14 protein-coding genes are annotated in these 14907 nt (G+C 60.2%); 5 read left to right on the top strand and 9 right to left on the bottom strand.

All coding sequences use genetic code 11. The features are described from left to right. Window positions 1–41: 41 nt before the first annotated feature. The 3 genes from DIE02_RS16370 to DIE02_RS16380 all read right to left on the bottom strand — a co-directional run bounded on the left by DIE02_RS16370 (window position 42) and on the right by DIE02_RS16380 (window position 3024). Entirely contained in the window at window positions 42–344 is a 303-nt protein-coding gene (locus tag DIE02_RS16370; protein WP_124529451.1) for an H-NS family nucleoid-associated regulatory protein, read from the bottom strand. 520 nt (window positions 345–864) lie between these two features. Beyond that, window positions 865–1920, bottom strand: a complete 1056-nt coding sequence (locus DIE02_RS16375; RefSeq protein WP_124529453.1) for a phosphoribosyltransferase — start codon at window positions 1918–1920, stop codon at window positions 865–867. 177 nt (window positions 1921–2097) lie between these two features. Continuing rightward, window positions 2098–3024 (bottom strand): DNA-processing protein DprA, encoded by a 927-nt coding sequence (locus DIE02_RS16380; protein ID WP_124529455.1) that lies wholly within the window; start codon window positions 3022–3024, stop codon window positions 2098–2100. A 325-nt stretch (window positions 3025–3349) separates the two neighbouring features. Here DIE02_RS16380 and DIE02_RS16385 point away from each other — a divergent pair, with 325 nt between their 5' ends. Then, window positions 3350–5482: a helix-turn-helix domain-containing protein gene (locus tag DIE02_RS16385; RefSeq protein WP_124529457.1), complete on the top strand. Its 2133-nt coding sequence runs from the start codon at window positions 3350–3352 to the stop codon at window positions 5480–5482. 165 nt (window positions 5483–5647) lie between these two features. On the opposite strand, the gene DIE02_RS16390 is transcribed toward DIE02_RS16385, so the two are convergent. The 5 genes from DIE02_RS16390 to DIE02_RS16410 all read right to left on the bottom strand — a co-directional run bounded on the left by DIE02_RS16390 (window position 5648) and on the right by DIE02_RS16410 (window position 8741). Beyond that, complete coding sequence (locus DIE02_RS16390) at window positions 5648–6808, bottom strand: hypothetical protein (RefSeq protein ID WP_124529459.1); 1161 nt, start codon at window positions 6806–6808, stop codon at window positions 5648–5650. Window positions 6809–6885: 77 nt separating this feature from the next. After that, complete coding sequence (locus DIE02_RS16395; RefSeq protein WP_124529461.1) at window positions 6886–7371, bottom strand: hypothetical protein; 486 nt, start codon at window positions 7369–7371, stop codon at window positions 6886–6888. Between the two features lie 17 nt (window positions 7372–7388). Then, a complete protein-coding gene (locus tag DIE02_RS16400) occupies window positions 7389–7613 on the bottom strand; it encodes a hypothetical protein (protein WP_260441509.1) in 225 nt (74 codons plus the stop codon). Window positions 7614–7802: 189 nt separating this feature from the next. Continuing rightward, window positions 7803–8003: a BPSL0761 family protein gene (locus DIE02_RS36335; protein ID WP_124529463.1), complete on the bottom strand. Its 201-nt coding sequence runs from the start codon at window positions 8001–8003 to the stop codon at window positions 7803–7805. Between the two features lie 69 nt (window positions 8004–8072). Next, window positions 8073–8741, bottom strand: a complete 669-nt coding sequence (locus tag DIE02_RS16410) for a hypothetical protein (RefSeq protein WP_124529465.1) — start codon at window positions 8739–8741, stop codon at window positions 8073–8075. Between the two features lie 190 nt (window positions 8742–8931). Here DIE02_RS16410 and DIE02_RS16415 point away from each other — a divergent pair, with 190 nt between their 5' ends. Further along, on the top strand, window positions 8932–9171 hold the full coding sequence (locus tag DIE02_RS16415; RefSeq protein WP_124529468.1) for a helix-turn-helix domain-containing protein: 240 nt from the start codon (window positions 8932–8934) through the stop codon (window positions 9169–9171). A 352-nt stretch (window positions 9172–9523) separates the two neighbouring features. Here the strand turns inward: DIE02_RS16415 and ychF are convergent, their stop codons facing one another. After that, window positions 9524–10621 carry a redox-regulated ATPase YchF gene (gene ychF, locus DIE02_RS16420; RefSeq protein ID WP_124529470.1) on the bottom strand — a complete coding sequence of 366 codons (1098 nt, stop codon included), beginning with the start codon at window positions 10619–10621 and terminating at the stop codon, window positions 9524–9526. A 247-nt stretch (window positions 10622–10868) separates the two neighbouring features. Between ychF and DIE02_RS16425 the strand changes: the two genes are divergently transcribed. The 3 genes from DIE02_RS16425 to DIE02_RS16435 all read left to right on the top strand — a co-directional run bounded on the left by DIE02_RS16425 (window position 10869) and on the right by DIE02_RS16435 (window position 14792). Continuing rightward, on the top strand, window positions 10869–12047 hold the full coding sequence (locus tag DIE02_RS16425) for a UbiH/UbiF family hydroxylase (protein WP_124487905.1): 1179 nt from the start codon (window positions 10869–10871) through the stop codon (window positions 12045–12047). A gap of 90 nt (window positions 12048–12137) precedes the next feature. Further along, window positions 12138–12866, top strand: a complete 729-nt coding sequence (locus tag DIE02_RS16430; protein ID WP_044845883.1) for a DsbC family protein — start codon at window positions 12138–12140, stop codon at window positions 12864–12866. A gap of 126 nt (window positions 12867–12992) precedes the next feature. After that, a complete protein-coding gene (locus DIE02_RS16435) occupies window positions 12993–14792 on the top strand; it encodes a M61 family metallopeptidase (RefSeq protein ID WP_124487906.1) in 1800 nt (599 codons plus the stop codon). The last annotated feature ends 115 nt before the right edge of the window (window positions 14793–14907 follow it).

The following is a 14907-nucleotide window of genomic DNA, read 5'->3' on the forward strand; positions in this document are numbered from 1 at the left end:
CGCAAAATCTTGCTGCGTGCGGACTTGTTCAACCTGTCACCTTACTTCTCAATAAGAAAGCGGTCGCGATTCTTTGCGTCACGAATCCAGAGCGGAGCACGACCGCGGCCTGACCACGTCTCACCAGTCTTCGGATTCTGGTACTTCGGCTCAGCAGCCGTTGCCGAACTCGCAGTCTTCTTGGCACGCTTGCGACCAAAAATCTGGTCTTCGGTGATGCCGTACTCGGCGACGAGTTCGCGAACTTGCGCAACAACTGCTTCAAGCTCGGCGACGCGTGCTGCTTCAGTGCGCTCCTGGAGTGCGTCGAGTTGTGCCTTCAGTGTCTTATAGTTATCTGCCATTTATTTAAATATCCTATTATTTAGAGATGGTTTGTATATCTTGGCAATCAACAAATTGCTTGAAGGAAGTATACCTCTTGTTCGGTACAGCATTCGTGTACGCCAAGATTCGTGGCGCGCGAAGGTCTGTGTGCCCCCTCAGCGAGAGTGGGGGAAAATGTAGGCATCAATGAAGCCAATCGGTAAAATGTGCGTTCGAACGCGACAAGTTCCCGCCATGCCCAACTACAACGGACAGTGAGTGGAGCAGGCATTGCTCAATGCTAATGCCGGTGTCGAGGACGTTCAGGATACCTGCGCGATTCGGCGACCAGAGCGTCGCGGGACAATCCCGGATTGAACTCCCGGACACCCCTCGTGCGACTTGCGATGGGTGACGCCAAAGAGGTAAGAAGTCGGCTGCGGAAATCGGCAACTAAGCTGATGCCGCCAGGACGGAACGCGGCGCACTACGCGAACTTGAACGGCAATGGCGGGCACTATCTCAAATAGGACAATGGGCTCTCCGACGTGGCGGTCGCTACGCTGTCCACTGCCAATTCTTATAGCGCATGAAGCAGTCTTGAATTTCGGTGGGTGCCTCGGGCGCGACTATATGTCCTTCGTAGCTATATTCCTGTCGTGCAGGTTCAGCCGCGAAGGTATTCGGTTTGAACGGGGACAATTGCAGCGGCTCGTTGATGCGACAGTATGGTGCGCTAATGGTCTTCAACCAAGAGAATAGACGCGCCGTGCCTCCCGCAGCTTCAATCAAAACTCTGGCAGCCTCACTGCTCCGGCCGGATGTGCAAAAGTCGTCGACGACAAGTACACGCTTGTCCGTCAGGCTAATCGCTGTTTTGCGAGGAGCCGCACTGAGGTTCAGATGCGGTTTTTTTGAAAGATGGGTCGTGTTCAATTGGTTCAAAAATTTGCGGTCGGCAGCGCGAATTGGCTGGCTTTTCAGCGCCGCCTCATGGCGTACGATGAGGTCGTGGTAGTAGGACCTGCGGAAGCATTTGCCAAGCCGCGACAGAACTTCCGCCATGCCAAATTTGTTCGCGTCGGACTCCGGGCTATGCCCCGGGAAACTGCAAATGTAGTCGACGTCTTCGAGCATGCCGGAAAAGTAGAGTGACGAAACCGCGAAATTGAACCAGAAATCGGGGTTGCCGTACCCCCCTTTGGCAAATGCTCGAGCATCCGCCCCAAACATCTGATACGCAGCTCTCATTGTCGAGAATGGGCCTGCCGCTGAAACGTCGAGACTTCCGTCCTGTACGCGCCAAAAAATAGGGTGTTTGCGCAACGCGAAAACAAAGCAAAAACGCGCGAGGTCGCTGATTGTGGGGACAGAGAATCCATATTCCGTATGCTGCCCATACCAATCGGGGCGTAGCATGAGCAGACCATTCTGGACGCCAGCGCGCATGTCTTCATCCACCCCGCCGACCAGTGCGGTCTCGTATCGTTGCGCGCCGTACCGCTGCATGATGGGCAGCGCTGAGTCCTTAAGCTGACGCGCGGGCGAACCATCGGTATTGAAGCCGTGGAGTGCGACGGGGGTTTGGGCTATCTCAGAAAACCAGTCGGACATGGTCCGTTGCTGATTGACCGTCCAATTTCGATTGGACCAGAGCGCAGTCGTAACTCCATGAGGGGCAAGTTCGCGGGCCAAGCGGCCAAGGTCGCGAGCGATGTCGTGGTTTATTTTGTTGTCGTGTGCGATGGTCTCATCGACACTGAGCAAGAGCAGCTTTAGTGGCATATTCGGTTAGAACAGCGATTGTTGCAGGCTCGGTACTCTCGTCCCGGTTTGGGGGGCGACCTTGCGTAGTGTCTCTATGAATGCTGCATGGGCGCGTGGCACTTCAAATGTCTGGTCAGCCTCCCCGTGGTCGCGAGGTGGCTCCATACCATTTATAGTCAGATTGATGGTAAGGCGCGCGAATCTCTTTGCAAAGCGAATGGTATGTGCCGTGCCTGACGAGCGCTTCCACTCGGGGGCAACGACACACTTGGCTAGTGCTGCCTGAAGGCGATTTCGCCAAACGAAATTTTCAGCTGATGGTTGAGCGTCTGGCATGTACTCAGAAATCAGCAATCCACCCGCGTTTACGATGCGGCCAGCCAGTTCTGCATTCTTCGCTGGGTAGGACTTCAGAAGTCCCGTACCAAGCACCGATATGTTTGGCAGGCCGCAAGTCAAAGCCCAATCATGCGCAATCTCATCGACGCCTTTGGCCAGTCCGCTTACGATAGTTGTTCCTACCTCCTGAAGGGCGGAGACTGCATAGCGGGTGAGAAATTCACCTTGCACAGAGGGCGAACGTGTACCGACAACCGCGACCGCCTCGGATGCGAGCAGGTCTAGGTTCCCTCGGTAGAAGAACCAGAGTGGCCGAACTGATTTATCGAGTTCTGCAAACTGCGTTGGGAACCGTGGTTCACCGAAACGGACGAGCCGAATGTCCGCGCGAGCGAGGGTTTCCGCCGCAGACTCGCCAAGTTGGTAGAGCGAGTCGACGCTGATGTCCCGGCTTGCACCCTTGGAAGCCGTTTCGACGAAATCGGAGCCGTAGTGGTGGATGTGCTTCGCAATTTCGCGTATTTCACCTAGGTCACGCAGCGTTTTGAAGCCAACACCTTTGAGCCGCGCCAGACCTAAGAAAAGTATCGCCGCTTCGTCAAAATCAGACATCAAGATTCCGTTCGGCAGATGGTTGTTGTTCCCCGATTATATCCGCGTAAGACGTGCGTTCGGCTCTCCGGAGTTCCTGCTCCTGGCGCCCGGACGGCGCCATTTTTTACGAGATACTGGTTAAATATACAGCATATCTTGGGACTCCGGCAGTCGCCCACGGTGTAGTTGGATTGGCGGGGGGATAGACGTAAAAGCTACATAGTGACGTGCTGCGACTGGAGCGTCAGCATTCCGCGTCGAAGAACAACACCGGGTGTGAATCGTTGTTGAAACGTTTCAGAAACGTTGCTATGCTTCCGTCACTACATCTTGGGGGCATCTGATGGCACGTCCGACTACGAATGAGATTGGTCCGAACTTGGCGCGACTGCGGGAAGCCGCAGGACTCAAGCAGGCTGAACTAGCAAGCCGCCTGACTATGAGCGCGCCTTCGCTGTCCAGGGTGGAGAGCGGTGAGCGTCCGCTCGCGCCGGATGAGCTCCAATCTTTGCTAGCTGCAATTGGAACGGAGGAGGCGCTGCGGTTTTCCGAGTATCTTGGTCGGAACTGGTCCGAACTGCCCGTCCCCCCTCTGAACCATCCGAAGCAAGACCTGCTCTGGGAGGCCGACCAAGTTAGTGGCACTCTGCGCCGGCTTCTTGACGGGGATATCAAAGCTTCTTTTCAGAAACGCATTGAGGAATACCTAGAGCAGATTCGAGCGACCGCCGGTCTCCTGTTGAAGCGCGACCATACTGTGGCGCTCATCGGCAGCATCGGCGTCGGCAAAAGCACGGCGATTTGTCGGGCGCTTGGTTTGGAGGTGAGTTCTGAGGATGGGCTGTCTCAAACCGTACTCGAAGTTGGTGCTGGGGGTATCACTGTCTGTGAAGTGCACATCTACTCCGGCCCAGGATACGGACTTATTGTCGAGCCGTGTTCCGAAGACGAGGTCCGAGCTCATGTGATGGATTTCGCGGAATACATCTGGCGTTCCGCGAAGGGTACTCCTGCCAATGCGGCCGACGAAGGGGATTCGCAAGGCGTCTCCAAAGAGATTGAGCGTGCCGTTCGCAACCTGTCAGGATTGAGAGTGCGAAAGTCCAAGGGCTCCGATGGTAAAACCCAGCGGTTCGACGATGCGAAAGCTCTCGCCGCAACCTACGAGGCTCCGCGTGATTTTGCGGTTGAGGTCCTAACGCGTATGTCACTTCACAAGCGTGACGCCCGGAATGTTTGGCATGACAGCCTGAGTGGTAAGGCCCCTCTGGTGTGGCTACGCGAGACCTTCCTTGAAATTAACAACGGGCGCCATCCAGACTTCAGTTTGCCACGCCGCATCGAACTTGTGGTCGCAATGCCACTTGTACCGGATACGGACCTCAACATTCGGTTCGTCGATACGAAAGGTATCGACCGGGCAGCGGGACGTGCTGACCTCGAAGTGCATCTTCAGGACCCTCACGCGTTGGCATTGCTTTGTTCGAAGTTTAATAACGCACCAGGAACAGAGGCGCGTATGCTACTAACGCGCGCGAAAGAGGCTGGGAATCGAGATTTGGATAGGAATGCTGCGCTTTTGGTCCTTCCGCATCCTGGCGAAGCTCTGAAAATGAAAGATGACGCAACGTCGGAGCACGTGGAATCTGCGGAAGAGGGTTGTGAGCTGAAAGGAGAGCAGGTCGAAACGGCACTGGAGTCGACTGGTATTCGGAACATTCCGATTTGCTTTTTCAACGCCCTGGAGGATTCAAGGGATACCTTGGTGCAGTTCGTCATGGACCGCATCGCGAGCGCGCGCGAAGGATTCAGCACGGACCTCAAACGTTTGGTGACAAACGTCCGGGAGGTGATTGAAAACCAGGCGAAGGAGCAGGCTCAAGCAATCCTGCGGGATGCGGCTTCTCAACTCAAACACTGGGTGAGCCAGAACAAGGGGGCGCCGAAAGCGACACGCCAGATTCAACGAAGTCTCATCAAGGAGTTGGAGGACGCGCATCCAAGTACCGTTCACGCCGCAGTTCGTCGGGAAGGAGATTGGCTGCACCTGAACTACGGCTATCAGCTCGGCCATGGAGCGAGGACGCTCGCAACGGCAGCCCTTGGCAAGAAGGTCGCTGACTTCACTGCCATTGCAGACAATCTCCGGACGAATCCCGAATTTTCGGACGCAGAGACGCTCATTTCTCAGTGCGAGCAGGTATTGCAAGCGGCCTTTGACCAGCTGCTGCGGAAAATGCAGGTTTCTGGTGAATCGCTCTTCGCAGAAGAAATGAAGCGAGACAAGAACTTCTGGCAGCAATGCGAACGCGAATGGGGCCAAGGGGCAGGATACCGGGACCGAGTGACGACGAAGAGCACCGCCTGGTTTGATGATGATTCGCACCAGAATATCAGTGAAGAAATTCGCGACCTCTTGGAGCAGGAATGGAAAGAGGCGCTGGAGCGGGTCGAGGCGATGCTGCAGGACGTTTGAGTAGAATGGCCATGCGGTGGGGATATCCACCGTGTACGTTGGATTGATACCTCTAGCGTTCTCACGGGCTGGTTGATACAGGTTCGGCAGCTACGTCTGCCGAACCGTGTTGCCGATACCGCTCGCGGGCATATCGGCCTGGGGGACAAAACGACCAGCAAACCGTTACCAACTGCCGTATCGCGGTGGAACATCGTCGACGGCATCCCAGCGGGAATCGACGGTCGGGTCTAACCAGTCGGCCGCCCGCAGTATCCACGCTGCATCTACGACATCGTCCGACGCGGTCAGTTTTTTTGATTCGAACTCGGACGCCAGTGCTCGCAGCCGGTTGGCTCGCTCGAGCTTCAATGCCCATTCCTCGACCTGCTTCAAACGGTCCAGCTCTATCCGGCGAATTTCTTCAAGTCGTGCACGTTCCGCCTCCTTGGCCTCCGCAATGACTCGTTGTTCGGCAGCTATCTCTGCATTGACGGAATCTCGAATGACCAGACGACGCAGCTTGCCAACGAATGCCTGAATCTTTGTCTCTATTGGAGCGCTTCGTGTATCAGCAGTGCTTGCTTCGGCGTAGCTGTGCCCGGGACGGAATACTGATATTTCAAGTTCGTTCGTGGGGTGATAGATGGAGCGCTGGCTGTGCCAGTTGTATCCGAGCCGTTTATTCTCAGCCGCTTGCTCTCGTGTGAGGGGAACCTTCTCCTGCCGACTCCGCTCCTTTACGCGGAACGTTAGCTTGGCATCCAAGACAGAAACATAAGCGGAGTCCTCCTCGTTGCCCGCTGTAGAAAGTCGATAGCCTGCCGCCGACAATGTCTCCAGTAGCTGGTTTAGCACGAGGAGCGCGCGCAATGAGTTTTGCTCCGAAACGGAGATACGCATGAGCCCGGCGCCGTCGCAATAGGGCCAGTCTCGAGAATCTCGCTGTTTGCCCCCAAGCTTTTTCGCCATACGTTTGATGAGCGGCAGGCAATCATCGATGGAGGTTCGAGGGGCGACAACCGGTACTTCGGGGGCGTGAACGGCATCCTCATCAATCCTTGCCTGAATGCGCGCCGAACGTTCATCGTCGAGCGTGTCTTTATATATGGTGCGCTGGTACGTTGTCGGCCCTTTCGTCGGCGCCAAGGATGGCTTCTTAACAGTCTGACCGGCCGCGATTTTTGCCCAGTAACCCACGGGTGGAACGGGTATGTTGAGGTTGACGCATATCTTTCGAAGACCGACGTCGGAGATTTGATACCTCTTCGCCACCCTGCTGACAGGTTCGGACCAAATTTCCTCGTAGAGCTTTTCACGTTCGAAGTTTTGCGTTTCAGATGGCATGCCAGTCCCTCAATGTCATTCGGAAAACCGGGCGTCAAGGCCTCTTGCGGAGTGCGTCCCCGGACAGTACAAGGAGGCTAGGTAATTGAGCGTTTGCCATCTCCCTGCATCGTGCGAACGATTGATGGGTTGGCTTGCGAAAGATGCTCGATTTCCACTTGGTAGCCGTATAGTCGGTGGAGCGCCAGGGCGATGGCGCATGAACGTGAATAACCGCCCTCGCAGTGTACGACTACTGATACCACCTCCGTCGGCAGGGCCTCGATGAATGAGTGAATCGCCTGAGCCTGCTCCGCGGTAAACGCGTGGACGAGCTTGCCTCGCGACTTCTTCGAGAGATTCGGGCTCAGGAAGTCGACGTCTGCGAAGCTCAGGCGCAGCAGATGGGCGAAGCCATCGAGGCTGGCAGGCAGGCGTTCCGGTGCTGTGACAGAGATGATGGCAATTGACGGTAGCCGCGGCAGTTTCTCGGCATCACGTCGCGACAGCGTGAATACTTGGCGCGTGCCACTTGCCGGCCGCTTGTATAACTTGCCCAAAACATCCCCAAGTCGCTGCGTCATCTCGCCTTGCTCGAACTCTACTGGCGCTGTTTAACGGCTCTGCTAGCTTTGGCGCGCGTGGCGCGACATCGTTCCAACTCTTTGCACAGCAAATCTATTTCTGCTTGCATGTTAGCGGCTCGTTGTAGAAGCCGTCCGACTTCGTACCAATACGCGTAGCCCAAATCACCTTCGGCCATCGCCAACTCGTGAATCTTGCGAAGGGCAATCCCCAGGTCGATGTGATTTTCTGAGTGCATCATGTACTCCTCCGTAGACCTAGCATTCCGCGACTGAAAGGATAAGTCCGCGAGGGCGAAGCCGATACGATTTTGTCCTGTACAGCTTGCCGAAGCTGCCTGATACCGCAGCGTCATCTCGCCGCACACTGCGGCATCACCAGGTCAGCGAGCCGCCACAATTTTCTTTGAGAGTCCTGCCGCGCCGGTGCATTAGCGCTGGGGAGCAGTCCAGATTCCCGGCAATGCCGAGGCTGAAATTTCGAGGTCGACGTCCAACGGATAGTGCCGGAGGAGTAGCAGAGCGGTGTCCCGCATCGCGTCGCGCGTGGCGGTGTTGGTGGGCGAGGCAAGCAGTTGCAAAAGCTTACGCGTTTCGGTGACTGCCCTCGTACGCTCATATGCAGTAGTCATGGGATACCGCTCAATATACGTTGCTATTGCCGGTGCAATCGCAGGCGCAGGCCCGCAACTTTCACTGGCTTATGCGTGTGAGTCTGGGGCGACCAGCTCGACGACTGGGGCAATGCATTCGTCGCAATAGACGCGGTGCCAATAGCCTTTCCGAAGTTCGCCTGGCTTACCGCAGCTCTCGCATATGTACCGGGCGCCTGTAACTGCGATTTGCACGTGCGCTTGGATGCGCGATTCCACATCCGGGGGACACAGCTGTCCACTGAGGAGACCTACCGTAAGCTCGCCGCCAACCTGTGTGATGTCGGTGCAAAGGGGAAGCGCGGGATAGGTAGCCCGACCGCGCAGGAGCGCTCTATCCATCTGGGCGATTTGCTCCGGAAACTGGAGTTGCTCCCGCCACAAGGCGCGAAGCTCCGCCTCAATGTCGCGCGCCAGCGCTTCAATAATTGGATACCAGCCAACGCCGCATTGAATACCAAAGTGCGAGATGTTCGCCAGGTACGACTCAGGATGATGTACCGCGCGAAAGAACAGCGGGAAGTAAGAAAACAGCTCGCGCTGCCTAGTGTTCGCCATCCACATGCGGGGCTTAGGGTGCAGTTCTGTGTTCACGGGTTCAACCGTCTTCACCAGCCGGCGCACCGCCGGCGAGTTATCACACGACAGCGTGCGACGCAGTGCTCGAGGAGCAGTCACCAATAATTCTCCGTCATCGACCTGCGGCAAGACGAGCATGTCCTTCGCGAGGAGCGATTGTGAAAGTGAAGTTTGCTACCGGTGCGTGCATCGCGTGATGTTGACATTCGACGGTAGCGCGGCATCGCGAATCCGTGCGGCGGCAGGACGAGGTTCGCTTTGCGAATAGTCTATTTTGGACTATTCCAAAATCGCTTGCAACCTTGCGGCTCTTCGCGTCGAGCCGCCAATGGAAAAATCTATCTACTCTCGTCGATACGCTATGTTCGCTAAGCTGCTGCGAGCAGCTAGAGAAGAGGCGGGTTTTACACAAGAAGACGTTGCAGCTCGTCTTGAGACCACTCAGACCTTCATTAGCAAGTGCGAGCGCGGCGAGCGCCGACTGGATGTTATTGAACTATGTAGTTGGTGTGAGGCTCTGGGCATTCCAGCCAGCCAGTTCGTCGCAGAACTTGAGCAGAAGCTTTGACCCGGCTGAGTGCCGTCGTCGAGAACGGGCAGCATCATCTGAAAAAAGATGCCGATGTCAGGTGACAGTGCAAGTTCCCCGTGTGCACAACTCTGCTGCCCACACCACGAGGGTGTGGACAGCCGCCCTGCGGGCGGTTCCAGAGTTGTACACACTCGAACGTCTGACGCGCCGGCTTTGCCGGCTTGCCCTATTTGTAAAGAAGGGGATGGAAAACCCGAGAGGGCGGCTATCGACCGAATTCGATGGACTACATAACGCTCGGAGGCCGGTCTGGGCAGACCTCCGTTAAGGCACGCTGACAACCCCGCGTCCATAGGCTTTGGATTCTGGGGTGAATGTCCATACCCGCTTATGTGCGGGTGAACAGGAAGTTCATCACATCCCCGTCGTGCACGACGTATTCCTTCCCTTCCGCACGCATCTTCCCGGCTTCCTTCGCACCTTGTTCGCCCTTGTACGCGACGAAGTCGTCGAATGCGATCGTCTGCGCGCGAATGAAGCCGCGCTCGAAGTCCGTATGAATCACGCCGGCCGCTTGCGGCGCCGTGTCGCCGATGTGGATCGTCCACGCGCGCACTTCCTTCACGCCCGCGGTGAAGTAGGTCTGCAGGCCGAGCAGCTTGAAGCCCGCGCGGATCACGCGGTCGAGGCCCGGCTCTTCCATGCCCATGTCGGCGAGGAACGCTTCCTTGTCCGCATCGTCGAGATCGGCGATTTCCGCCTCGATCGCCGCGCACACCGCGACCACCGGCGAGTTCTCGCTTTCCGCGTACTTGCGCACCGCTTCGAGGTGCGGGTTGTTCTCGAAGCCGTCGTCCTTCACGTTCGCGACGTACATCGCCGGCTTCGCGGTGATCAGGCAGAACGGCTTGAGCAGCGCCTGCTCGTCGTCCGACAGATCGAGGCCGCGCACGGCCTTGCCCTGGTCGAGGTGCGCGCGCACCTTCTCGAGCACCGCGGCGAGCTTCACCGCTTCCTTGTCGTTGCCCGACTTCGCGGCCTTCGAGTAGCGCGTGAGCGCCTTCTCGACGGTGCCGAGGTCGGCGAGCGCGAGTTCGGTGTTGATCACTTCGATGTCGTCGATCGGGCTGACCTTGCCGGCGACGTGGATGACGTTGTCGTCCTCGAAGCAGCGCACGACGTGCGTGATCGCATCGGTTTCGCGGATGTTCGCGAGGAACTGGTTGCCGAGGCCTTCACCCTTGCTCGCGCCCGCGACGAGGCCCGCGATGTCGACGAATTCGACGACGGCCGGCACGATGCGCTCGGGGTTGATGATCTCGGCGAGCGCCTTCAGGCGCGTGTCAGGCACTTCGACGATGCCGACGTTCGGCTCGATCGTGCAGAACGGGTAGTTCTCGGCGGCGATGCCGGCCTTGGTCAGCGCATTGAACAGGGTGGACTTGCCGACGTTGGGCAAGCCGACGATGCCGCATTTGAGACTCATGGAATCCTTCGGACGGGTGGAGCGGCGCGGCCGGACAAGGCACGGCGGCGCGGGAAAATAGGGACGGCCGGCGCGCGGGGCGCGGCGGGCCGACGTTCAAAGGCGCTATTGTACCGTGCCGACGCCCCGGTTTCCGGCCTTCACCTGAACGCCCGATGCGACGGGCCGCCGCGCTGCAGGACCCGCCTGCGATTCTGCTGATTTCCCGCAAAGTCCGGCCGCGTAAGGGATTGGCCCCACGGCTATAATGCCCGCCATGACTGCCCACCACACCTTCGACGTCGCCGTGGTCGGCGGCGGGCTCGTCGGCAAGACGGCCGCGCTCGCACTGACCCAGTCCGGCTACAAGACCGCCTTGCTCGCCCAGCCGGCCACGCCGCGCCCCGCCGATCTCGCGTTCGACACCCGCATCTACGCGCTGTCGTCCAGCTCGCAGGCATTGCTGGAGCGGCTGCGGGTCTGGCAGGCGCTCGACCATGGCCGGCTCGCGCCGGTGTACGACATGCGCGTGTACGGCGACGCGCACGCGGAGCTGCATTTCTCCGCGTACCAGGCATCCGTGCCGCAACTGGCCTGGATCGCCGAATCGTCGCTGATCGAGACGTCGCTGGACGCGGCGCTGCGGTTCCAGCCGAACCTCACGTGGTTCGACGCGCGTGCACAGGGCTTCGACGTGCGCGACGACGCGGCCGTGCTGACGCTGTCGTCGGGCAAGGTGCTCGAAGCGGACCTCGTGGTCGGCGCGGACGGCGCGCATTCGTGGGTGCGTTCTCAAATGGGGGCCAGGGTCGAGCGGCGCGATTACCGGCAGACGGGCGTCGTCGCGAACTTCAAGGCGTCGCTGCCGCACCGCGAGACGGCCTGTCAGTGGTTTCACGAAGGCGAGATCATTGCGTTGCTGCCGCTGCCGGACGGTCACGTGTCGCTCGTATGGTCCGCGCACACCGCGCATGCGGACGAACTGCTCGCACTCGATCCCGCGCAGCTCGCGGCGGAAGTCGAGCGCGTGTCGCACGGCCAGGTCGGCACGCTGGAATGCGTGACGCCGGCGGCCGGCTTCCCGCTCGCGCTGCAGACCGTCGACAAGCTGATCGCCCCGCGCGTCGCGCTCGTCGGCGATGCCGCGCACCTGATCCATCCGCTCGCGGGGCAGGGGATGAACCTCGGGCTGCGCGACGTCGCGGCACTCGCCGATGCGATCGCGAACAAGGAGAGCTTCCGCAACCTCGGCGATACGGTGCTGCTGCGCCGCTACGAGCGCTCGCGCCGCGAGGACATCCGCGCACTGATGGTCGCGACCGACGGGCTGCAGCGGCTGTTCGCGGTTCCGGGCTCGTTCGCGAAGGCGGTCCGCAACGCGGGCATGGCGTTCGTCGGCGCGCAACCGCTCGTGAAGCGCTGGCTCGTGTCGGCCGCGCTCGGCTGAGCGAACCTTCGCGCCCTCGGCCTGTCGGACTGGGCTCCGTTACGGCGTACACTGTGACGTGCACTCCGATTGAGCTGAAGGAACGACAGGATGAAAAAAACGATCCGCATCGCATCGCTGGCGCTGGCCGTCACGATGGCGACGCTCGGCTGTACCGCGCAGGCCGACCAGACCACCGACAAGCTGAAAGCCACGCTGCAAGCGCGTCTCGGCAACGACGCGCCGATCAAGAGCGTGTCGAAGTCGCCCGTCGCGGGCCTGTACGAAGTGAACCTCGGCACGCAGATCATCTATAGCGATGCAGCCGGCGACTACGTGCTGCTCGGCGATCTCGTCGACACCAAGACGCACAAGAACCTGACCGACGCGCGCCTGTCCGACCTCAACAAGATCGACTTCGCGAGCCTGCCGCTCGCGAACGCGATCAAGGTCGTCAAGGGCAACGGCGCCCGCAAGATCGCGGTGTTCTCCGATCCGAACTGCCCGTACTGCAAGCGCCTCGAGACGACGCTGCAGTCGGTCGACAACGTGACCGTCTATACGTTCCTGTATCCGGTGCTGTCGCCCGATTCGACCACGAAGTCGAAGGCGATCTGGTGCGCGACCGACCGCGCGAAATCCTGGGAGGGCTGGATGCTCGACCATCGCGTGCCGACCGGCGCCGGCGCCTGCGATACGACCGCGCTCGACAAGAACCTCGCGCTCGGCCGCGGGATGAACGTCACCGGCACGCCGACGATCTTCCTGCCCGACGGCCGCCGCCTGCCGGGCGCGGTGTCGGCCGACCAGCTGAACCAGGCGCTCGCGTCGAGCAAGTAACCGGCGACACGCCGGACCGCATGGCCCGGCCAGCGAGGGGCGCCCGCGATCTCTGCCGGCGCCTCTCTTCGTTTTCGCCGCCGTATTCCGTCTGATTTCCCGTCCGATTTTCGACCGATTGCCACGATGACCCAGCCGATCCGCTATTCGATTGCCCCGAAAGATCTTGCCGCGCACCTGTTCGAAGTGACGGTGACGGTCACCGATCCCGATCCCGAAGGCCAGCGCTTCTCGCTGCCGGTATGGATTCCGGGCAGCTACCTCGTGCGCGAGTTCGCGCGCAACATCGTGACGCTCGCCGCGTTCAACGACGCGGGCCGCAAGGTGCGGATCGCGAAAACCGACAAGAACACGTGGCAGGCCGCGCCGGTGAACGGCGCGCTGACGTTGCGCTATGACGTGTACGCATGGGACCTGTCGGTCCGCTCCGCGTATCTCGACGACTCGGGCGGCTTCTTCAACGCCACGGCCGTGTTCCTGAGCGCCGCCGGCCGCGAGGATGCGCCATGCGAGGTCGACATCGCGAAACCGGCGGGCCCGGCGTTTCGCACGTGGCGCGTCGGCACGTCGCTGCCCGAGGCACGCGGGACCAGGCGCTACGGGTTCGGCGCGTATCGCGCAGCGAACTACGACGAGCTCGCCGACCATCCGGTGACGATCGGCGAATTCGCGCTGGCGACGTTCGACGCGCACGGTGTGCCGCACGACATCGTGATCGCCGGGCGCGTGACGCAGCTCGACATGGAGCGGCTGCGCACCGACCTGAAGCGCGTGTGCGAAGCGCAGATCGCGCTGTTCGAACCGAAATCGAAACAGGCGCCGATGGACCGCTACGTGTTCATGACGCTCGCGGTCAGCGACGGCTACGGCGGCCTCGAGCACCGTGCGTCGACCGCGCTGATCTGCAACCGCACCGACCTGCCGGTGAAGGGCCGGCCGGAAACGACGGAAGGCTATCGCACGTACCTCGGCCTTTGCAGCCACGAGTATTTCCATACGTGGAACGTGAAGCGCATCAAGCCGGCCGCGTTCGTGCCGTACGACCTCGCGCGCGAAAACTACACGTCGCTGCTGTGGCTGTTCGAAGGCTTCACGTCGTATTACGACGACCTGATGCTGGTGCGCAGCGGGCTGATGTCGCAGGACGAATATTTCGCGGCGCTCGGCCGTACAGTCGGCGGCGTGCTGCGCGGTACGGGGCGCCTGAAGCAGAGCGTCGCGGACAGCTCGTTCGACGCGTGGATCAAGTACTACCGTCAGGACGAGAACGCGACCAACGCGATCGTCAGCTATTACACGAAGGGTTCGCTCGTCGCGCTTGCGTTCGATCTCGCGATCCGCGCGCAGACGCGCAACCGCAAGTCGCTCGACGACGTGATGCGTCTGCTGTGGCAACGCTACGGCCGCGAGTTCTATCGCGGCAAGCAGGCGGGTGTCGAGGAAAACGAGGTCGAGACGCTGATCGAGGAAGCGACGGGCGTCGCGCTCGGCCGGCTGTTCGCGGACGCCGTGCACGGCACGCGCGACCTGCCGCTCGCCGACCTGCTCGCGCCGTTCGGCGTGACGCTCACGCCGGAGGTTGCAGCGGGTGCGACCGCGAAGCCGACCATCGGCGCGCGGCTGCGCGGCGGCGCGGACTGCACGCTGGCGGCGGTCTACGAAGGCGGCGGCGCGCATCGCGCGGGGCTGTCGGCGGGCGACACGCTGATCGCGCTCGACGGGCTGCGCGTCACCGGCACGAACCTCGACATGCTGCTCGCGCGTTACCGGCCGGGCGACAAGGTCGAGGTGCACGTATTCCGCCGAGACGAGCTGCGGACCGCGAAACTGAAACTGGACGGGCCGGAAATCGCGCGCTACCGGCTCGCGGCCGCCGCGAAACCGGCTGCCGCGCAGAAGGCCCGCGAAGCCTGGCTGAAGGGCTGAGCATGCACGGGCGGGTTTCGGGGCGCGATCATGGATTGTTCTGTTGCTGCAACAATCCGTCGCCCTGAACCCGCTTTTTCGCGGCCATGCGGCCACGCACAATGGCGTCACTCGC

The organism is Burkholderia sp. Bp8991, from assembly GCF_003853795.1.
In the GTDB taxonomy this organism is placed as follows: domain Bacteria; phylum Pseudomonadota; class Gammaproteobacteria; order Burkholderiales; family Burkholderiaceae; genus Burkholderia.